Source organism: Alkalimonas sp. (genome assembly GCF_020831925.1).
Lineage (GTDB): Bacteria > Pseudomonadota > Gammaproteobacteria > Enterobacterales > Alteromonadaceae > Alkalimonas.
Genome location: NZ_JAFIFQ010000020.1, coordinates 39,168 through 58,758, shown reverse-complemented (window position 1 = coordinate 58,758; position 19,591 = coordinate 39,168). Strand labels below are relative to the sequence as shown.

At 53.5% G+C, this 19,591-nt stretch carries 15 protein-coding genes; 8 read left to right on the top strand and 7 right to left on the bottom strand.

The window, feature by feature from the left end:
* Together JJU14_RS08315 and JJU14_RS08310 are read left to right on the top strand one after the other, a co-directional pair.
* The coding region (locus JJU14_RS08315) for an ATP-binding protein (protein WP_228612460.1) at positions 1 to 1,281 on the top strand (1,281 nt) is incomplete at its 5' end.
* Positions 1,282 to 1,464: 183 nt separating this feature from the next.
* A complete protein-coding gene (locus JJU14_RS08310; RefSeq protein WP_228612458.1) occupies positions 1,465 to 2,142 on the top strand; it encodes a hypothetical protein in 678 nt (225 codons plus the stop codon).
* On the opposite strand, the gene JJU14_RS08305 is transcribed toward JJU14_RS08310, so the two are convergent.
* On the bottom strand, positions 2,109 to 2,753 hold the full coding sequence (locus tag JJU14_RS08305; protein ID WP_228612471.1) for an energy-coupling factor ABC transporter permease: 645 nt from the start codon (positions 2,751 to 2,753) through the stop codon (positions 2,109 to 2,111). The genes JJU14_RS08310 and JJU14_RS08305 overlap by 34 nt on opposite strands.
* A gap of 226 nt (positions 2,754 to 2,979) precedes the next feature.
* On the opposite strand from JJU14_RS08305, the gene JJU14_RS08300 reads away from it, so the two are divergent.
* A complete protein-coding gene (locus tag JJU14_RS08300) occupies positions 2,980 to 4,530 on the top strand; it encodes an amidase (protein ID WP_228612456.1) in 1,551 nt (516 codons plus the stop codon).
* Positions 4,531 to 4,591: 61 nt separating this feature from the next.
* On the opposite strand, the gene JJU14_RS08295 is transcribed toward JJU14_RS08300, so the two are convergent.
* The 3 genes from JJU14_RS08295 to JJU14_RS08285 all read right to left on the bottom strand — a co-directional run bounded on the left by JJU14_RS08295 (position 4,592) and on the right by JJU14_RS08285 (position 9,574).
* Positions 4,592 to 6,184, bottom strand: coding sequence for an isocitrate lyase (locus JJU14_RS08295; protein ID WP_228612454.1), 1,593 nt, complete (start codon positions 6,182 to 6,184; stop codon positions 4,592 to 4,594).
* A gap of 332 nt (positions 6,185 to 6,516) precedes the next feature.
* Positions 6,517 to 7,167 carry a response regulator transcription factor gene (locus JJU14_RS08290; RefSeq protein ID WP_228612452.1) on the bottom strand — a complete coding sequence of 217 codons (651 nt, stop codon included), beginning with the start codon at positions 7,165 to 7,167 and terminating at the stop codon, positions 6,517 to 6,519.
* 88 nt (positions 7,168 to 7,255) lie between these two features.
* On the bottom strand, positions 7,256 to 9,574 hold the full coding sequence (locus JJU14_RS08285) for a TonB-dependent receptor (RefSeq protein WP_228612450.1): 2,319 nt from the start codon (positions 9,572 to 9,574) through the stop codon (positions 7,256 to 7,258).
* A 138-nt stretch (positions 9,575 to 9,712) separates the two neighbouring features.
* Between JJU14_RS08285 and JJU14_RS08280 the strand changes: the two genes are divergently transcribed.
* The 5 genes from JJU14_RS08280 to JJU14_RS08260 all read left to right on the top strand — a co-directional run bounded on the left by JJU14_RS08280 (position 9,713) and on the right by JJU14_RS08260 (position 15,754).
* Positions 9,713 to 11,014 carry a GntP family permease gene (locus tag JJU14_RS08280; protein WP_228612448.1) on the top strand — a complete coding sequence of 434 codons (1,302 nt, stop codon included), beginning with the start codon at positions 9,713 to 9,715 and terminating at the stop codon, positions 11,012 to 11,014.
* 11 nt (positions 11,015 to 11,025) lie between these two features.
* On the top strand, positions 11,026 to 12,186 hold the full coding sequence (locus tag JJU14_RS08275; protein WP_228612447.1) for a homoserine O-acetyltransferase: 1,161 nt from the start codon (positions 11,026 to 11,028) through the stop codon (positions 12,184 to 12,186).
* Positions 12,187 to 12,316: 130 nt separating this feature from the next.
* On the top strand, positions 12,317 to 13,102 hold the full coding sequence (locus tag JJU14_RS08270) for a transporter substrate-binding domain-containing protein (RefSeq protein ID WP_228612445.1): 786 nt from the start codon (positions 12,317 to 12,319) through the stop codon (positions 13,100 to 13,102).
* A gap of 84 nt (positions 13,103 to 13,186) precedes the next feature.
* On the top strand, positions 13,187 to 15,076 hold the full coding sequence (locus tag JJU14_RS08265; protein WP_228612441.1) for an EAL domain-containing protein: 1,890 nt from the start codon (positions 13,187 to 13,189) through the stop codon (positions 15,074 to 15,076).
* Between the two features lie 48 nt (positions 15,077 to 15,124).
* On the top strand, positions 15,125 to 15,754 hold the full coding sequence (locus JJU14_RS08260) for a DUF2799 domain-containing protein (protein WP_228612440.1): 630 nt from the start codon (positions 15,125 to 15,127) through the stop codon (positions 15,752 to 15,754).
* Here the strand turns inward: JJU14_RS08260 and JJU14_RS08255 are convergent.
* From JJU14_RS08255 to JJU14_RS08245, 3 genes are read right to left on the bottom strand one after another with little or no spacing between them, the layout of a single operon-like run.
* On the bottom strand, positions 15,748 to 16,812 hold the full coding sequence (locus JJU14_RS08255) for an ABC transporter ATP-binding protein (protein ID WP_228612438.1): 1,065 nt from the start codon (positions 16,810 to 16,812) through the stop codon (positions 15,748 to 15,750). The genes JJU14_RS08260 and JJU14_RS08255 overlap by 7 nt on opposite strands.
* A gap of 12 nt (positions 16,813 to 16,824) precedes the next feature.
* Entirely contained in the window at positions 16,825 to 18,450 is a 1,626-nt protein-coding gene (locus tag JJU14_RS08250) for an iron ABC transporter permease (RefSeq protein WP_228612436.1), read from the bottom strand.
* A 46-nt stretch (positions 18,451 to 18,496) separates the two neighbouring features.
* Positions 18,497 to 19,516 carry a Fe(3+) ABC transporter substrate-binding protein gene (locus tag JJU14_RS08245; RefSeq protein WP_228612433.1) on the bottom strand — a complete coding sequence of 340 codons (1,020 nt, stop codon included), beginning with the start codon at positions 19,514 to 19,516 and terminating at the stop codon, positions 18,497 to 18,499.
* Positions 19,517 to 19,591: the final 75 nt, after the last annotated feature.

Below are 19,591 nucleotides of genomic sequence, written 5' to 3'. Positions count from 1 at the left end.
CGGGTGTTCGAGATGCAGGGCAATCCGCTCCCCGGCGGCGGCTTTGTCACCACCTTTACCGATGTCAGTTCCTTTATTGAAGTGCAGCAGGCACTGGAGCAAAGCAATTTGACACTGGAGCAAAGGGTAGCGGATCGCACCCGCAAACTGGAGACGCTGAATCAGCAACTGCAGCAGGCGCAGCAAAAAATTGAAGCCAGCACCCAGGCCAAAACCCGCTTTTTTGCCGCTGCTGGCCATGACCTGATGCAGCCCTTCAATGCCGCCGCTCTCTTTGCCGGCCTGCTGCGGGAAAAAGCCGATTCAGTCGAGCAAAAACAGCTGAGCGAGCATTTGATCAGCTCACTGGATTCGGCCGAAGAACTGCTGACTTCAATTCTGGAACTGACCAAGCTGGATGCTGGTGTGATCAAAGCGCACCATCAGCCGGTCGCACTGAGCGAATTGCTGGATGATAGTGCCCGTGATGCGGCGGTACTGGCTGCCGAAAAGGGCCTGGATTTTCATTACCTGCCAAGCAAGTTGGCGGTGACCACTGATCGCAAATTGCTCAAACGGGTGGTGCAAAACCTGCTGGCTAATGCCATTCGCTACACCGAGCAGGGCCGGATTGTGCTCGGCTGCAAGCGTTATGGACAGGAGCTGGAGATCCGAGTGATCGACACCGGCATTGGTATTGCCATGGACGATCAGGAGCGTATTTTTGAAGAGTTTCAGCAAGGCGATAATCAGCACCAAAAAGGCCTGGGGCTTGGCCTGGCCATTGCCAATCGCATCACCAGCATGTTGCAGCACCCGCTGACACTGCGCTCTACGCCCGGGCACGGCAGCTGTTTCAGTATCCGTCTGCCGCTGTGCAGCGCGCCGCAGGCGCGCCTGCAGCCAGCTACTAAGCCCGATATCAAAGCCAGCTTTGCCGGCAAAAGGGTTTTGCTGCTGGATAACGATGAACAGTTGCTGCAGGCGGTGACCGAGCTACTCCGTAGCTGGGATTGCCAGGTCCACCCCATCAGCCGGCCAGAGCAGGCTCTTAAAGCCATTCGCGAGGGCTTAAAGCCCGATGTGCTGCTGTTTGATTACCATCTGGATAACGGCGCTACCGGGGTGATGGTGGCGGAACAGCTGAGCAACCACTTCTCGCTGCAATTGCCGGTGATTATTCACTCGGCCGATCACAACGAGCAGATCCGCGAGCATGCGCTAAATGCCGGTTTCCACTTCCTGCTGAAACCACTCAAACCAATGGCACTGAAGCGCTTGTTCCAGCGGTTGCTGCGTTAATGCTGTCACAGTAACACCTCCATAGCCCCAATTACTTCAAACAAAAAGTAACGCCATTATTGCGCTGATATTGCTTTTTTTGGATAATGGTGTGTTTCTTGTCATCAAGCTTTATTACTCGATCTTAGCGAACACAGCCGTCAATATCAGCGGCTGCAGGGCTCGCACCAAGGAAGGTCCCTTATGTTTATAGCTATTTTGCAATCCACCTTAAACAAGATTACCCACAATAAAAATCAATTAATCCGTGCTTTGGCAATTCCCATGCTGCTGCTCATTCTGATTGAGTATCTCTGGGAACTCGCCCATAGCACACCACTTGACGTGGGTTTGCATATCGGCTGGTTTATTATGTACGCCATCATCGCCATCCTGACCCACCGGAGCATGCTGCTTGGACAAGGTACAGCGTCAATAATGGCATTACCCAGCTGGGGTAAGCGGGAAACCGCTTATATCATTCGCATGATTGGCTACGTACTCATTATCGCCTGCACTGCAGTGCTGCTGTTGATTCCGATGCTTGGTTGGCTTTTGTTTGTGGTAGCGTTATTAATACTCGCGGGCCGCTTTGCACTGGTATTCCCGGCCATTGCTGTTGATTATCCCATCAGCTTTCGCGACTCCTGGCACATCACCTCTGGTCACACTCTACTGATGACCTTGATTGTTATCATTTTACCGGTAGGTTTAGCTCTGCCGACATTAGCACTCGACTACCTACCTTATGGCTTTGTGCTGTTGCCGATCGTATCGGTCGCCCTCACAGTCCTCACCATAGCAGCCCTATCTGAAGCCTTCAGATACCTGGTACCGAATTATCTGCATCAACCAGCAGACGACAAATACTCGTTCTCATAAAAAGTACGCAGCCAGTGCGGTCGGTACAGCGCCATCAGGGTCACGGCCATGCCGTTAAGCAAAGCTTCCGGGAAGCTGATCAGCAGCGACAGCACTAAGTAGTTGTCCAGAATGATGTGCCAGGGGTAGCGGCCATCGAGGTAAAACCAGGCGGACGTCAGCCCCATATGCAGCAACATGGTCAGGGCACTGGCCAGGAAGGCAGCGACAAAAATGTAAATAAACAAATGGCGCGGCAACAAAAAGTAGTAACTAAACCAGAAGATGCCGGCACTAAAGAGCGCTGGCAGCACAAAAGTAATCAGCCCATACCAGCCACCATCGGCCAAAGGCTGCAGCCCCAGCGCCAGCATCACCAGCAGCGGTAACAAGCAGATCCAAACCGCTATGCGCCAGCCATGGCAAAGGGTTACCAGGGTAATGCCAAGAAAGTGTACCGCCAGGCCGTCAAAAATACTGGCCTGCAGCAACCAAAGCAGCAGCAACACCGCCGCCGAGCCAAACACCAGATGCTGGTACTCCGGCTCTGCTTTTAGCTTGGGCCAGAACTCGCGCGGAAAGCTCAGCCACAGCGCGGCCAATAGCCCCGCCCACCCCAACAAACTCAGCATCATCCCAGCCCCCTGACAGCTATCCGCATATTGTTGGTATGGTAGCATTTTTGACCACAAAATTCGGATAATCCTGATTTGCTTTTAGCTCGCTTTATTGGGATCTGAACAACCCTGCCCCGTATTTTTATTGCTACGAGCAAACCAGTGCTTGATTTCACGCCACATCTGGTGTTTGGCGAGAAGCTAACATATGCTGATTTTTTTCTATAAAACGAGGCCATCTATGAAAGCTTTGATCCCCCTGTTACTTTGTGCTGCCCTGCCACTGCAAGCGGCCATCGACCCGGCATGGCTGGACGCCAAAAGCGCCCAACAAGCACTTAAGGATGGCAGCCTGAGCAGTGAGCAACTGGTTCAGCATTACCTAAATCAAATTGAGCAGCACAATCAGCAAGGTCATCAGCTGGCCGCCATCATCGATATCAACCCGGATGCTCTGGCCATTGCCCGCAAGCGTGACCAAGAGCGCTCTGCTGGTAAAGCGTTATCACCGTTGCATGGTCTGCCCGTGGTGCTTAAAGCCAATATCGCCACTGCCGATAGCATGCCAACCACTGCAGGAGCCTTGGCATTGCAAGGCTTTGTCACCGAACAAGATGCCGAACTGGTGGCGCAACTGCGGGCAGCCGGAGCTGTGATCCTGGCCAAAACCAATTTATCGGAATGGGCCAACTTTCGTGGTACCGGCTCGGCCAGCGGTTGGTCGGCTTTAGGTGGCCAAACCCGAAACCCGCATGTACTCAGTCACACCCCTTGCGGTTCCAGCTCGGGCTCGGCGGTAGCCGTTGCCGCCGATTTCGTTTTACTGGCGGTGGGTACTGAAACCGATGGCTCCATCATTTGCCCGGCAGCCATGAATGGCGTGGTGGGCATCAAACCCACTCGTGGCAGCGTGTCCGGCCATGGCATTATTCCTATTGCCAGTGCGCAGGACATTGCTGGGCCAATGTCCCGCAAAGTATACGATGCAGCCCTGCTGCTGGATGCCATGCTAACCGCCGAAGCCAAACAGCAGTTTGCCATTCCCTTGAGTGCAGCCAGCCAGCAAGCAGCTGCAACTCAGCAGGTAGTGGTGATCAGGGCTTATGACGATAGAGACGAAGCGATTGGTCCTATGCTGGATCAGTTGGTCGAGCAGCTGTTAGCCGCTGGTATTGCCGTGCAGCAAGTGGATGCCTGGCAGGTGCCGGCAGAGCTTTATCAGAGCGAGCTGGAAGTGTTGGTGTATGAATACAAACGCGATTTAGAGCAGTGGCTGCGTGATTTTAACGTGCCGGCACCGGTGAACAGTCTGCAAGGCATTGTCGATTTTAATCATGCCAAAGGGGAAGAAGCGCTGGCATTTTTTGGTCAGGAGTACTTGCAACAGGCTGCAGCGGTTAATCTGAGTGAACAGGCGCCTTATTATCAAAAAGCACTGGCACAAAGTCGTGAGCTGGCTGAAGCTCTGCTCGACGAGCATTTGACCAGCGCCAGCGCTATTATTTTACCCTCTTATGGCCCCGCCTGGCCCATTGACCACCAGCAAGGCGATCAATTCAACTTTGGCACCTCAACCGCCGCCGCTGTGGCTGGCTATCCGTCCATCAACCTGCCGGCTGGTTTTAGTGGCCCTTTCCCGCTGGGCGTCAGTCTGATTGGCAGCCCCTGGAGCGAACCCGAGCTACTGGCACTGGCGCAGCTACTGGAGCAACAACTAGATGCCTATCGCCAACCTGCTTTTTTAGCGACGCCGTCAGCACAGAGCAGTGAGAAAAAGCCAACCAGTAAATAACACGCCCATAAAAAAGGGCAGCCCGAAAGCTGCCCAATCAAAGCCCCAACCAAGGCCAAAACTAGAACTGGTTCATGGTATTGTCTTTACCGGATGCTTTTAACGCCGCATCACCGGAGAAGTACTCTTTGTGATCGTCGCCCATATCCGAACCGGCCATATTCTGGTGCTTGACACAGGCAATACCCTGACGGATTTCTTTGCGCTGCACGCCCTCGACATAACCCAGCATGCCAGCCTCACCAAAGTACTCTTTCGCCAGGTTATCGGTCGAAAGGGCTGCCGTGTGGTAGGTAGGCAAGGTGATCAGGTGGTGGAAAATTCCGGCCTCACGGGCACCATCGGCCTGGAAGGTCTGAATACGGCGGTCGGCTTCAATCGCCAGCTCAGTAGCATCGTACTCAGCGCTCATCAGTTTAGCGCGATCATAAGCCGACACATCTTTGCCTTCCTGCTGCCAGCCATCGAACACCTGCTGACGGAAGTTCAGCGTCCAGTTGAAGGATGGGCTGTTGTTGTACACCAGCTTGGCATTGGGCACTACTTCGCGGATCCGGTTCACCATGGCAGCGATTTGACCCACATGCGGTTTTTCGGTTTCAATCCACAGCAAGTCGGCACCGTGCTGCAACGAAGTGATGCAATCCAACACCACCCGATCTTCGCCGCTGCCTGGGCGGAACTGGAACAGACCACTGGCCAGACGCTTTGGCTTTAACAACTTGCCGTTGGCTTTGACTACCACATCGCCATTGGCAATGTCATCGGCGCTTTGCACGTAGTCGCCATCCAGAAAGCTGTTGTACAGATCGCCCAGATCGCCCGGCTCTTTGGTGACAGCAATTTGCTTGGTCAGACCGGCACCCAACGAGTCGGTGCGGGCCACAATCACACCATCCGGCACACCCAGCTCTAAGAAGGCGTAACGCACCGCGCGGATTTTCGCCAAGAAGTCAGCGTGTGGCACCGTTACCTTGCCATCCTGGTGACCGCATTGTTTTTCGTCCGACACCTGGTTTTCAATCTGAATGCAGCAAGCACCGGCTTCAATCATTTTCTTCGCCAGCAGGTAAGTGGCTTCTTCATTGCCAAAACCGGCATCGATATCGGCAATGATGGGCACGATATGGGTTTGGTGGTTGTCGATCTGCTGTTGCAGCTCAGCGGCTTTGGCAGCATCGCCAGCGTCTTTGGCCGCATCCAGCTGACGGAACAAGCCGCCCAGCTCACGGGCATCGGCCTGGCGTAAGAAGGTATAGAGTTCCTCAATCAGCATGGGTACAGCGGTTTTTTCATGCATCGACTGATCCGGCAATGGGCCGAACTCAGAGCGCAGTGCTGCGATCATCCAGCCAGACAGGTACAGGTACTTTTTATTGGTATTGCCAAAATGCTTTTTGATGGCAATCATCTTTTGCTGGCCGATAAAGCCGTGCCAGCAGCCCAGCGACTGGGTGTACTGACTGCTATCAGCATCATAGTCGGCCATGTCCTGGCGCATAATGCCCGCGGTGTAACGGGCAATATCCAGCCCGGTCTGAAAACGGTTTTGCAGCGCCATACGAGCCGCATATTCCGGGCTGATTTCCTGCCAGCTGCTGTCTTTGCTGCCGATCAGGGTGGCGAATTGGTCCAGGGTGCTTTGGTAAGTCATGGGATCTTCCTCAGGGCTTTTGGCTGTTGTGATTTTAATCTAGCCCTGAATGAACCATAAATGAAATCAATAAATACCATCTTTGACATTCACTAAGGATATGGGCCTAAAGTGATGTAAAGCCTTTGGGCCGCACCCGCCAAAGATACAGCAACCATCTGATATTTAATAAAAAAAGTAAAGAGCAGTAGGCGCAATCCTCTTGGAACCATGTCGTTGAGCACAGCTCAGGCAAAGCAACGGCGGTCTGGGACAGCATTTTTACCGTGAAAAGGGACCATTCTCATAACTTTGGCGAATGCATGGCATCACTGGCATTGATTGTAAGAATATCAGGAATGACTGTCAGGCAGCTTGAGCTTTTCGAATAAAATACCCGCCTGGGTGCGGTTATTGACATTGAGCTTGCGCAAAATCGCCGACACATGCTGTTTGATGGTGGTTTCCTGCACAGTCATCTCATAAGCGATTTGCTTGTTTAATAAACCATCGGCGATCATCTTCAGTACCCGAAACTGCTGCGGCGTTAGTTGCTCCAGCCGGTTGGCAAAATCATCATCGATCAGACTGGTAGCATCGGCCACTTCCTGGCTAAGCTCGGCAGGTAACCAGGTATCGCCCTGCTGCACAGCATCGATGGCAGCCGACATCAGCTCCAGCGGTGCTGACTTGGGCACATAGGCAGCCGCACCCAGTTGCATCGCCTGCTTGATCACTGCCGGCTCCTCCACTGCCGACACCATCAGCACGGTCACATCCGGGTACTCGGTGCGCAAGGCCGTTAACCCAGCAAAACCATCGGCGCCAGGCATTTTCAAATCGAGGAAAATCAAGCTGGTATCCGGGTGCTGGCGCAATAAAGCCCAGACCCGCTCCATATTCTCGGCCTGCAGCAAAAGCGCCTGGTCGCCTAAAATGGTTTGGGCGGCCTGTGACAGGGCAACACGAAACAACGGGTGGTCATCAGCAATGATGGCAATCATGGCAGCTCTTGATTCAGAGTAGGCGAAGGTGGTAGCTATCATAGCCGGAACTGCCCTTCGGAGTACAGTTCCGGCCATCGTTGCTGTCTTAGAAGCGGTAACCCACGGTCAGACTGATGGTGCGAGGCGCATCATAATAGCCAATCAGGGTGTTGTCACCGCCCAAGCCTGGCACAAAGCTGCCATCATCCGCCACCGAGATAAAGGCATAGTTCCCCACCAGATACTGCTTGTCGGTCAGGTTTTTACCATGCAGACCAACCGTCCAGTGGCCATCAGCACTCAACCAATTCACCGACAGATTCAGCAGGCCATAGCTGCTCTGCTCCAACAGATTGTTCAGCTCGGTCAGCGCGTACTTGCTGCGGTAATGGTAGTTGCCGTTAAAAATCAGATCACCACCGGATGCCAGCTGCATTTCGTAGCTAAACCCCAGATTCGCAGTGGTTTTCGGCGTATTGGTCACCACAAAGCTATCGGTAATGTCTACCTGACCACCTGTGCTTGGATCAAAGCTAAACACATTTTTAAACTTCGCATCAATCAAGCCCAAGCTGCCATAGACTTGCAAGTTACGGCTGGCCATCCAGGTAAATTCAAACTCGGCACCGGTGGCATCGGACTGACCAACGTTACCCAGTCGCTGATTCAGCACCGAAGCGTCATTTGGATCCGGGATCACCGAGATGTACTGACGATCTTTATGGTCCAGCATAAACAGGGTGGCGTTCAGACGGAAGGTATTGGTTAAATCGCTTTTCATGCCAATTTCGTACGACAGCACATCTTCCGGGTTGGCTGCAGGCTCCGCTCTTTCGGCCCGGGGATTAAAGGTACCGGATTTAAAACCCTGACTAAAACTGGCAAAAAACATGGTGTCCTGACTGTATTGGAATTCGACACCCAGTTTCGGCGTCCACTTGCTCCAGCTGGCGCTATCATCCAGTACTATCGGGGTTTGCAAACCATCCGGGCGCACATAACCCGGGATCCAGCCGGACTCCGGATAAACGGTATCAAAAATCAGACCATTGCGTACCAGGGCATCTTTTTTGTCCTTGGTGTAGCGCAGGCCTGCCGTTAACGACCACTGATCATTCAGTTGGTAGGAACCCTGGGCATAGGCGGCACTGCTATCGCTGTCGCTGCAACCAGCCACTTCCCGGGTTAAACCCGGAGTACCAAAGGCGGTTTGCCCCAACACTTCCAGAATGGCATCAAAAACACCGCAAGATTCAGAAGTATAGTAATACAAACCAGACACCAGATTCAGGTTGTCGGTACGGTAGTTCAGCTGCAGTTCCTGGGTAAACCACTTATCTTCGTAAATGGCAGGCACATCGAAAATCCGCAGTGGCGTATTATCAAAGTCGATATTTACTGGTGAGTAGTTTTCACGACGTGACGTAATGGATTTCAGGCTCAAGCTGTCGTTGACAGTCCAGTCCAGCAACAAGCTCATCCCTTCAGTTTCTACCCGGGTCCAGGTTGGCAAGCTGGTGTACGAATCGTACACACTGTCCGGTACCGGCGCATCAGTCAGCAAGCTTGGCAGCAGGCGGAAGCCCCCTTTGGAGTTCGACTTATCATCGGTCTTGTCGTAGCTCAGTCGCATAAAGAAATTGTCAGCCGGCCGATATTCCAAAGTTGCACGGAAGGCCTGGATGTCTTTGTTGTAGTTTTCTTTATCCTGATTGGCTAAATCAGAAATCAGAAACTCACCATAGCCATCACGTTGCAAATTGGCATAGCCGATTCCCAGATAGAGCTGATCCTGGATCAGTGGCAATTGGCCCGTCACTTTTACATCACGCTGATTAAAACTACCGACCGTGCCACTGATGGCAAACTCGGTATCGCCGGTCATTTGTTTGGTGACGTATTTAACAGCACCGCCTATGGTGTTCTTACCATACAGCGTGCCTTGTGGGCCGCGCAGCACTTCAACCCGTTCAATATTCAGAATGTCCAGCACAGCACCTTGCGGCCGCGCAACATAGACATCATCAATGTAAATACCAACACCAGGCTCATACCCCCACAGCGGATCTTCCTGACCCACCCCACGGATAAAAGCCGTTAAGGTGGAGTTGGTACCCCGGCTTTGCTGCAAGGTGGTATTGGGTGAGAACTGCTGCACTTCAATGATGGTGGATAAACCACGCTGCAGAATATCGTCTTCACCAATGGAGGTCACCGCCACCGGCACCCGCTGCAAGTTTTCTACCGTGCGACGCGCTGTCACTTCGATACGCTCTAACCGCAGCTCGCTCTCGGCGGCATTTTCGTCGTCTGCTGCGATGGCAGCAGTGGCTATCAATCCGGTACTGACCGCCAAGGCCAAAGCGCTCAATGTAAATCCCCGTCTTGCTGCAGTGCTGTTTTTTAGTTTTTCGTTCGTTGCCATCATGGCTCTCCTGCTGAGTCGTTAACAATACGCTTCTACTGTAGGCCTAAATGCAGAATTTTTAACCTGTACCTTAGTACTATGGCTTGACTGCTGTTGTTGTATCACACTGAATCAAAATACAACGAGGAATTTTGCATGCTGGGGTTATTCGGCTTGATCCTTGGGTTGCTGCTGCTGATCGTGTTAACCATGCGCGGCTTCAACCTCTTTATTACCGCACCACTGTGTGCCTTGCTGGTGGCCGCTACCAATGGCATTCCTTTTTGGGATATCGCCAATAAAGTGGACTTTGTCCATGGCTACATGACCGGCTTCTCCGGTTTTGTTGCCGCCTGGTTTTTGATGTTTTTGCTTGGCTCTTTGTTCGGCAAGCTGATGGAGCACACCGGTGCCGCCGATGCGGTAGCGCTGGCCATTGTCAAACGTATCGGCCATACCCGGGCTGTGCTGGCCGTGGTGATGGCCTGTGCCGTATTAACCTACGGTGGCGTCAGCGTCTTTGTGGTGGCATTTTCTGCCTACCCAATGGCAGTTAGTTTATTTAAAGGTGCCAACCTACCCCGACGTTTTATACCGGCAGCGCTGGCACTTGGCTCAGTCACTTTTACCATGACCTCGGCCGGCTCACCGGAAATTCAGAACTGGATCCCAATCCCTTATCTTGGCACCACCCCCTATGCCGGCTGGGAAGTCAGCCTGGTGGTAGCGGTGATTATGGCCATCAGCGGTTACATGAGCCTGATGTGGATGATTCGAAAAGCCGTGGCCAAAGGCGAGCACTTTATCCAGCGCGCCAGCGATCCTGTGGTCGAAGATCGCAGTCTGCCTAATCCGATCTTTGGTATTATCCCGCTGTTAGTGGTGCTCACACTGTCGTTCTTTTTGCATGAATCCCTGCAGCAAGCAGCGCTGATTGTTGCCCTGGCTGGCGGGGTCAGCAGTTTGTACCTGCTGAATATGAAGTTTTTACGCAATCCGGCGGCCGCCACCAATGAAGGTGTGCTGGGTGCCTTGCTGGCAATTGGCAACACCGCTGCTGTGGTGGGCTTTGGCAGCGTAGCCCGGTTAACGCCGGCCTTTGCCGGCGTGGTGGATTACATGACCCATTTGCCAGGCCCAGAATTGCTTGGCGCAGCAGTCGCAGTCAGTGCTATTGCAGGCCTGACCGGTTCGGCCTCTGGCGGCCAGGCCATAGCGCTACCGGAAATCGCCCCAACCTATCTGGATCGTGGCGTTGATCCGGAGCAGCTGCACCGGGTAGTGGCGATTTCATCCGGCGCGCTCGATTCTTTGCCGCATAATGGCTATGTGGTCACCACCATCCGTGCTATCTGTGGTGAAACGCACCAGAATGCCTACTGGCCGGTTGCTGTCGTCAGCGTACTGGTGCCTTTGGTCGGTGTCTTTATCGCCATTGGCCTGTTTCAGTTATTTTAAGGAGAAACCCCATGCTGTTACGGATACTGTTCTTTAGCGCTTTGTTGTTCAGTGGTCTTGCACAGGCCATGCTGGTAGAAAAGCAGCGGTTTGAAATTGCTGAGTTTACCACCGAGAACGGCCAGCTGATTGCACCGGTTCAGGTCGGCTGGGAGGCTTATGGCCAGCTGAACGAAGCCAAAGACAATGTGATCTTAATTACCCATTTTTTTTCCGGCAGCTCACATGCCGCCGGCAAGTACAGCGAGGAGGATGCCCTGCCCGGCTATTGGGACAACATCATTGGGCCAGGTAAAGCCATTGATACCGATCGATTTTATGTGATTAGTGTCGATACCCTGGTCAATGCCAATGTATTTGATCCCAATGTGATTACCACAGGGCCAGCTACCATCAACCCGGCGACCGGCAAGCCCTGGGGGTTGGATTTTCCGGTGGTCACCATCGGTGATTTTGTCGAAGTGCAAAGAGCCCTGCTCGATAGTCTCGGCATTGAACGCCTGTTCGCCGTGATTGGCGCGTCAATGGGCTCCTTTCAAGCCATTGAGTGGGCCACCCGCTATCCGGAGCGGGTGGAGCGATTGGTGCCGGTCATTGGCTCGGCCTTTATGGATGCCTGGGCTGCAGTGCGGCTGGAGCGCTGGGCTTACCCAATCAAAGCCGACCCGGCCTGGAACAATGGGGATTATTATGCCACCGGTCAACCCACTGAAGGCCTGATCACGGCCTTATCCTACATTATTCAGGATGCGGTTTACCCGACCGGCTTCAACCTGCGCTATCCGGCACCTTACACCGATGCCGCACCCCATCAGGATATTCGCGCCAGCTTTTCGGCCTGGCAGCAACTGCGTGAGCATGCCGCGTTACGAGCCGCCTACCAGGATGCCAATCATATTCTGTATCTGGTGCGTGCCTCCCAGCTGTTTCGTGCCGGCATGGGCGACAACTGGCAGGAAGCCTTGAAACGGATACAGGCCCGTACCCTGCTGCTACCGGCTAGCGGCGATCAACTGCTACTGCCACAGATGAGTCGTACCACCCAGCAAGCTCTGGAGGCGGCCGGTAAAGAGGTGGAGTACCACGAAATTCCCGGCATCTGGGGGCATTTGGATGGCGTGGTTGGCATGCCGGCTGTAGCCGAGGTTCTGAGCGAATTCCTGCAAAAATAGCTTTTCATAGTGGTTTCCCACTGGTTTTGCCCTCTTGGCGCCCTTCGGGGCGTCTTTCTTTATGCTAGCTCAAAAACACCTTTGCTAACTTCTGCCATACTTACTGCATGTTCCGCCTTTGGTGCTGTTGATGAAATCAATCTGTGCAAGCATATGGCTGCTAGTATCCAGTTGGTTGCTCTGGGCTGAGCCCATTCTGCTGGCTAGTTCAGATTATACGCCCCATACCGGAGAGCATTTACCGGAGGGCGGCGCTCTTACGGCCATTGTTCAGGCAGCCTTCGACATTATGGGTCAAGAGGTGGAGATCCATTACATGCCCTTTGCACGTGCCATGCAGGCAACCCGGCTTGGACAATACGCCGGCATCATTGGTGTTAAATATACCCCTGAGCGTGAACTGGATTTTTATTTTCCTGAGCCCGTATATGACACTTCCATTGTGTTTTTTAAACGGCGCAACCAGGATTTTGACTTCGATTCATATCTCGACCTGGTCCATCAAGGCGTTCGTTATGGCTCTGTGCTAGGCTATTCGCATCCAGAGGGCTTGCTAGAAACCCGCATCCGTCATTACCAGGTTGCCAGTGAAGAACAATTATTCCGCTTACTCAGTGCTGGCCGGGTCGACCTGATGGCCGGCGACAAATTAAACGGCATTTATCTGCTGTTGCATCAGTTTCCGGAGTTCAGCGCTCAGATTGATTGGCTCGAGCCACCCATTGAAACGCAGCCCTTGTACTTACTGTTTTCCCGTCAACATCCAAAGGCAGCTGAGCTGAACAAAGCCTTTAGTGCGGCCATTACTCAGTTAAAGCACTCCGGCGAGTTGGAGCGGATAAAAGATCGTTTATTACCCAGTCTGCAGCAGCTACAGCAAAACGGGGCCAAAGTACGGTCAACCCAAGCCCAGTAGCACTCATTTAGGTGATTGCACTTAGCCGCCGCTTGCCTTACTCTTGGTTGCACAATTTTGCTTTGCCCGGAGAAGCCGTCCCTAATGAGTTCAGACTGGCAAACCAATACCATTCAAGACCAAGCCTCTGAACCTCAGAGCATCCAGTCACTGCGCGTTCGGCGTTTACTGCAAATATCAGGTACAACCTTGTTTGGCTTGCTGTTGGCAATGTCAGTAGCTACAGGCATGACGCAATGGTTACTCCTGCTAGGCTGCGGCTGTCTTGCCATCGCTTTTCTGGCCGCTTGGAAGCAGCGTCCCTTGCTTGCTGCTTATGTCCTGCTTTGGTCGATGGCGCTAATGCTCACAGGTCTGGCCCTGGTATCCGGGGGTATCCGAGATCTGGCAGTGGTCGGCTATCCCGGCGTGCTGGTATTTGCCGCTATTTTAGGCAGCCGCAATCTGTTTCTGTCCTTGCTAAGCTTTATCCTTGTTGCTGCCGTCAGTATGGGATATACCAGCATGCAAGGCTGGTTCACCCCGTTTTTACCCGATGACAGCTGGCGTCAGGTGCTGTATGTGAGCCTAATTCTGAGCATCACCGGCTTTAGTGTGCAATTGATGGCACAGGATCTGCACCGCTCACTAAGGGCGCTACAGGCAGAAAATAAGCGCGTACGGGATACCCAGCAACAATTACAACGTCTGGCAATGCACGACAAACTGACCGACTTGCCCAACCGGACACTCTGTGAGGAGCTGTTTCGTACCATGCAGGCGCAGTGCCTGCAACAACAACAGCGCCTGGCGTTGTTGTTCCTGGATCTTGATAATTTTAAACCCGTAAATGATGCCCTGGGTCATGCTGCCGGTGATTTACTGCTGCAGCAACTGGCGCAGCGTTTGCACTCCGAGCTGAGTGAGCAGGCGGTACTCTGCCGTTTTGGCGGGGATGAATTTATGGTGCTCTGCCCGGCAGACTCGGATGATGCGCCTTTGGCCGATCTGGCCGCCCGTTTGCTGACGCAGACTACCGAGCCATTTACCCTGATGCAAACCAAAGTAGAAGTTTCAGGTTCTATTGGAATTGTCAGCGCACCCGCCGATGGTATTGAGTTCCATGTACTGTGCCGCAAAGTGGATCTGGCCATGTACAGCGCCAAAGAGCAAGGGCGTAATACCTGGCGCTTTTACAGTGATGCGATGGATCAGGCCAATACCGACAAGTTTAATTTGCTGCAGCGTATCCGCGATGCGCTGAAAAACAACGAATTTAAGCTCTATTACCAACCAAAAATCGACCTGCAACAGCAACATGTGCAGGGTGCAGAAGCCCTACTGCGCTGGCCTCAGAGTGATGGCAGTTTTATCAACCCGGCAGAAGTCATCGAGCTGGCAGAATACAGCGGCCTCATTCTTGAGCTTGGTGCCTGGGTTTTGCAACAGGCTTGCAACGACTGCCAGCAATGGCGACAACTTGGATTTCCCGATGTGAAAGTGGCGGTCAATGTATCACCGATTCAGTTTCGCGACGGCAGGCTGGAGCACACGGTGCTGGATGCGCTGCGGCAAAGTGGCTTACCAGCAACCGCGCTGGAGCTGGAGCTTACCGAGTCCTTGTTGATTGACAACAGTGACTTTGTACAGCAACAACTGAGCAGCCTTGGCGCTTTAGGCATTAGCTTCGCCATCGATGACTTTGGCACCGGCTACTCCAACCTGGGTTACCTGCGCCAGTTCAATGCCTCCAGCCTGAAAGTGGATAAATCCTTTATCAGCTCCTTGTCGATATCGCTGCGGGATGAACCCCTGGTACGCGCTATCATTCAGCTGGCAAAAAGTCTGGAGCTAAGTACGGTGGCAGAGGGTGTGGAAGATGATGCCACCTTCCAGCTGTTAAAACAGCTGGGCTGCGATGCGGCTCAAGGTTATTTGTGGTCCGCGGCTTTACCACCCGATCAATTTACCCGCTATCTGCAAAAGCAGCGTTAAAATCTGTTGTCGGTAACCACCGGATATTTTAAGGTAGAGCAAAATTCAATGTCAGAGAAAACCATGCGCTTAGTTGCTGTGTTCTTTACCGGGCTGTTGCTGTCTGGCTGCGCCACTTTAAGCAAAGATGAGTGTCTGCAAGCCGACTGGCAGACGCTAGGGTATGCCGATGGCGTTCAAGGTCGCTCGCCAGCGCGCATCGATACCTACCGCCAGGACTGTGCTAAGCACCAAATTGTCCCTGATCTGGCCCTTTATCAGCGTGGTCATCGACAAGGTTTGCAGCTTTTTTGCCGAACCAGCAATGGCTATGAGTTTGGCCGCAAAGGCCAGAGCTATCAGGGCGTTTGTCAGGGTGAGGCCGAAGTCGACTTTTTACTGGGTTTTGATGCTGGCAGACGAATTTTCCTGCTGGAGCAACAAGCACAGCAGACCGAACGCAGCCTGGCACAAAATGAACGTGACCATCAACAGCTGGCACAGACTATCACAGAAAAAGAAGCGCTGATGTTTGGCGATGGGCACACTCCGGAAGGGCGCCAGCAACTCTATCGGGAAATCAGTCAGCACCGCCAACAACAGGCAGAACTGCTGCGAACCCGCACCCAACTGGAGTACCAACTAGCTGGCCTGCAACATCAAATTGTAGAGCTGGAACAGGCCTTTAGTTTTTATTGAGCCAACGCCTGGCTGGCGGATGCCAGCCGTGGGTACACCACCATGTGATCCAAATCGAGCCGGATGCCAATCATTTCGCCAACTGCATGGTTGTGATGACTCAAAGCCAGACAGTAGACCTGATCACCACTTTGCAGCTCCAGGCTGTACAGAATATGCGAGCCGCGGAAGGATTTCTCCAGCACCTTGGCAGTAACGCCACTGTCATCATCGTGCACAATATCATCTGGCCGAATCAACACATCAACCAAATCACCCTGCTGCAAGCCTGGCTGATAGCTTTGGCGAAAGATGCCAAAAGAGGTTTTCACCTGCTGCGCATCCAGCATCTGGCCAGCCAGCAGCACCCCCCGGCCAATAAAGTCGGCCACAAAGCGATTCACCGGCTTATGGTACAACTCATAAGGTGTGGCCCACTGCTGCATCCGGCCATGTTCCATCACACCAATCAAATCCGCCATGGTAAAGGCTTCGAATTGATCGTGCGTCACCATCACGGCCGTCATCTGTTCGTGCTTTAAGATTTGGCGGATATCCCGCGCCAGCGACTCACGCAGGTCTGCATCCAGGCTGGAGAAGGGCTCATCCAACAACAAGACTTCAGGCTTAGGTGCAATAGCCCGGGCCAGCGCGATACGTTGCTGCTGACCACCGGAAAGCTGGTGAATGTAGCGCCCGGCTAAGTCGGGCAAGCCAACCAGTTGCAATAACTCACGAATGCGCGCCTGGCTATCACTTCGGCTTAAATGCTTTAAGCCAAAGCCAATATTCTGCGCTACCGTTAAATGCGGAAATAAAGCAAAATCCTGAAACACCATGCCCAGTTGCCGCTGTTCAGGTGGGCACTGCACACCGGGTGCACTGACCACACCCTGCGCTAAACTAATTTTGCCACTGGCGACCGGTTCAAAACCAGCAATGGCACGCAGCAAGGTGGTTTTGCCACAGCCAGACGGACCAACCAGACAACCGATTTGGCCTTTCGATAACGACAGATTGATGTCTTTCACTACGGTATGGGGGCCATAGGCCACCGCAAGTTGTTCCAGTACCAGCATCTTTGGTCCGCTTTAGTGGACCCGCTCCATCGAGCGGGCCAGAATAATCACAGGCAATAACCCAACCAGGACAATGGCCAGTGCCGACAAAGAAGCATCGGCCAGCCGCTCATCCGAGGCCAGCTCAAAAGTCCGTACAGCCAGCGTGTTGAAATTAAAAGGCCGCAGGATCAAGGTGGCTGGCAGCTCCTTGAGCACATCGACAAACACCAGCAACAACGCCGTTAATACACTACCACGCAACAAGGGCACATGCACCCGCCATAGCACCTGCCGCGGTGAGCAACCAAGCGAGCGGGCCGCTTGATCCATATTGGGCCGGATGCGCTGCAAGCCGGCTTCGACGCTGTGCAGCGAAACCGCCAAAAACCGGACGCTGTAAGCCAGCAGCAAAGCAAACAAGGTGCCGGAAAACAGTAAGCCAGTTCGTACGCCAAACCATTGCTCTGCCAGCAAGTCGATATGACGATCCAAAAATGCCAGCGGTAGCATCACCCCAATGGCAATCACAGTACCAGGAATAGCGTACCCCAGTGCCGCCAGCCGGACAGGCACCAGCACTAGCCAGTCGCGACGCAAGCGTCGGGCATAGGCAAATATCACCGCCAGCAGCACCGCCAACAAAGCTGCCAAGGCCGCCAACGAAAAGCTATTCCACACCAACTGCATAAAGCGCTCATCCAGGGTCTGCTGCCAGGTGGCCCAGGCCCACCAGCTTAATTGCGCCGCAGGCACCACAAAGCCAAACAGCAATGGCAGCAAACAAAGCGCCAGCACCATCAGTCCTCGCCCCCCTCTTAGCTCTTTACGCGGAGCCCTGCTGTCTTTTTGCCCTTGATGATAATAGCGAATTTTGCGACGAGACCATTGTTCTAACACCAATAAAAACAGTACAAAACTGGTCAGCATAGCCGCCAACTGAGCCGCAGCCAGGCTGTTATTGAGGCCAAACCAGGTACGGAAAATGCCGGTGGTAAAGGTATCGACGCCAAAGTACTGCACGGTGCCGTAATCGGCAAAGGCTTCCATCATTGCCAGAGCTGTCCCGGTTAAAATGGCCGGCCGGGCCAAGGGCAAAGCCACCTGCCAAAAGTGCTGCCGGGTGGTCAGGCCTAAGGTACGACTGGCCTCCTGCAACGAGGCAGCCTGCTCACGAAAACCATTACGCGCCAACATATACACATAGGGGTACAACACCAATGACAGCATCAGGATGGCGCCAGCCAGCGAGCGGATTTCGGGAAACCAGTAATCGCCATAACGCCAACCAAACCAGTCGCGTAAATGCGTTTGCACCGGGCCGGCAAAGTCCAGCAACCCAGTGTAGGTATAGGCAATAATGTAAGCGGGGATAGCCAGTGGTAATAGCAGCATCCACTCCAACAAGCGACGGCAGGGGAACTCGTATTGCGACACCAGCCAGGCACTGCCCGTACCCAACATAAGTGCACCAAAACCCACGCCAAAAGCCAGTAACAGCGAGTTGCTGATATACAACCAGAGCACAGTTTGGCGCAAATGCGCCCAGACGTCCCATTGTGGTTGCAGCAAGCTGAGCAAAATTACCAGTACCGGCACAGCAAGCACGCTGGCCGGTAGCAATACCAGCCAGCGCCAGGGGTCAAGTCGCCACTTCATCGGGTTCAATACTGCTCGCACTTAGGCCCTCTGTTCGAGATAGGCACTAGCGCCAACGGGCACGATCCATTAAACGCAAAGCTTCGGCATTCAACTCACCCAAACGCTCCAGTGGCAAGGTATCGGCTTTGAAGTCACCATAGGATTGCAAGGTCTCGCTGTAGGCAACGCCAGGACGCACCGGGTATTCATGGTTGGCTTCGGCATACCATTGCTGCGAGCTGTCACTCAGCATAAACTCAAGCAATTGCAGTGCAGCAGCAGGATTAGGGGCATGCACAGCGACGCCTGCGCCAGAAATATTAATGTGAGCACCTCTACTGTCTTGCTCTGGCCAGTACACCGCAATGCTGGCGGCAGCTTGTTGATCGCGCGGATCATTCATCATCCCGGCCAGATAATAGGTATTGGCAATCGCCAGATCGCAGACGCCAGCAGCCAGGGCCCGAATTTGGTCGCGATCGCCACCACGCGGAGGGCGGGCCAGGTTCTGTACCAAGCCACGCACCCATTGTTCGGTCGCCGCAGTACCATCATGCGCCAGTTTAGCGGCCACCATCGACTGGTTGTAAATATGACCCGAGCTGCGCACGCAAATCCTGCCGCGCCAGCGCTCTGCCGTTAAGTCTGCAAGCTCCGCTTTATCGGCTTCACTTAAACGATCGGCAGCATACATCACCGGCCGAGCCCGCACGGTTAAACCAAACCAGTAGCCGGCTTCATCGCGCAAGTGGGCCGGGATCGCTTGCTGCAGCAGCTCAGAGCGTTGAGGCTGCAACAATTGCTGTTGCTTGGCACGGTACAAACGACCGACATCGGTGGTAATTAATAAATCGGCTGGGCTATTGCGCCCTTCACTGGCAATACGGGTGATCAACTCATCGGCATTGCCGGTAATCAGATTGACCCGGATCCCCGTGCTGGCGCTGAATTCATCCAGCACAGGCTTAATCAGCTCTTCCTGGCGGGCTGAGTAGACATTCACTTCAGCACTGAACACCGCCGCACTCTGGCTGGCAAGCGACAACAAGGCACTGCAACACAACACCATCGAAACAAGACGCATAGGGAGCTCCGTTCTGAATACACTGACAGCACAAACAATGGCGGCAAGTATAAACCTAATGAGAACTATTCTCAA

What these genes read in the sequence shown, in the direction of transcription:
- JJU14_RS08310 (WP_228612458.1), top strand. Translation starts at nt 1,465, where the DNA reads ATGTTTATAGCTATTTTGCAATCCACCTTAAACAAGATTACCCACAAT.
- JJU14_RS08305 (WP_228612471.1), bottom strand. Translation starts at nt 2,753, where the DNA reads ATGCTGAGTTTGTTGGGGTGGGCGGGGCTATTGGCCGCGCTGTGGCTG.
- JJU14_RS08300 (WP_228612456.1), top strand. Translation starts at nt 2,980, where the DNA reads ATGAAAGCTTTGATCCCCCTGTTACTTTGTGCTGCCCTGCCACTGCAA.
- JJU14_RS08295 (WP_228612454.1), bottom strand. Translation starts at nt 6,184, where the DNA reads ATGACTTACCAAAGCACCCTGGACCAATTCGCCACCCTGATCGGCAGC.
- JJU14_RS08290 (WP_228612452.1), bottom strand. Translation starts at nt 7,167, where the DNA reads ATGATTGCCATCATTGCTGATGACCACCCGTTGTTTCGTGTTGCCCTG.
- JJU14_RS08285 (WP_228612450.1), bottom strand. Translation starts at nt 9,574, where the DNA reads ATGGCAACGAACGAAAAACTAAAAAACAGCACTGCAGCAAGACGGGGA.
- JJU14_RS08280 (WP_228612448.1), top strand. Translation starts at nt 9,713, where the DNA reads ATGCTGGGGTTATTCGGCTTGATCCTTGGGTTGCTGCTGCTGATCGTG.
- JJU14_RS08275 (WP_228612447.1), top strand. Translation starts at nt 11,026, where the DNA reads ATGCTGTTACGGATACTGTTCTTTAGCGCTTTGTTGTTCAGTGGTCTT.
- JJU14_RS08270 (WP_228612445.1), top strand. Translation starts at nt 12,317, where the DNA reads ATGAAATCAATCTGTGCAAGCATATGGCTGCTAGTATCCAGTTGGTTG.
- JJU14_RS08265 (WP_228612441.1), top strand. Translation starts at nt 13,187, where the DNA reads ATGAGTTCAGACTGGCAAACCAATACCATTCAAGACCAAGCCTCTGAA.
- JJU14_RS08260 (WP_228612440.1), top strand. Translation starts at nt 15,125, where the DNA reads ATGTCAGAGAAAACCATGCGCTTAGTTGCTGTGTTCTTTACCGGGCTG.
- JJU14_RS08255 (WP_228612438.1), bottom strand. Translation starts at nt 16,812, where the DNA reads ATGCTGGTACTGGAACAACTTGCGGTGGCCTATGGCCCCCATACCGTA.
- JJU14_RS08250 (WP_228612436.1), bottom strand. Translation starts at nt 18,450, where the DNA reads ATGAAGTGGCGACTTGACCCCTGGCGCTGGCTGGTATTGCTACCGGCC.
- JJU14_RS08245 (WP_228612433.1), bottom strand. Translation starts at nt 19,516, where the DNA reads ATGCGTCTTGTTTCGATGGTGTTGTGTTGCAGTGCCTTGTTGTCGCTT.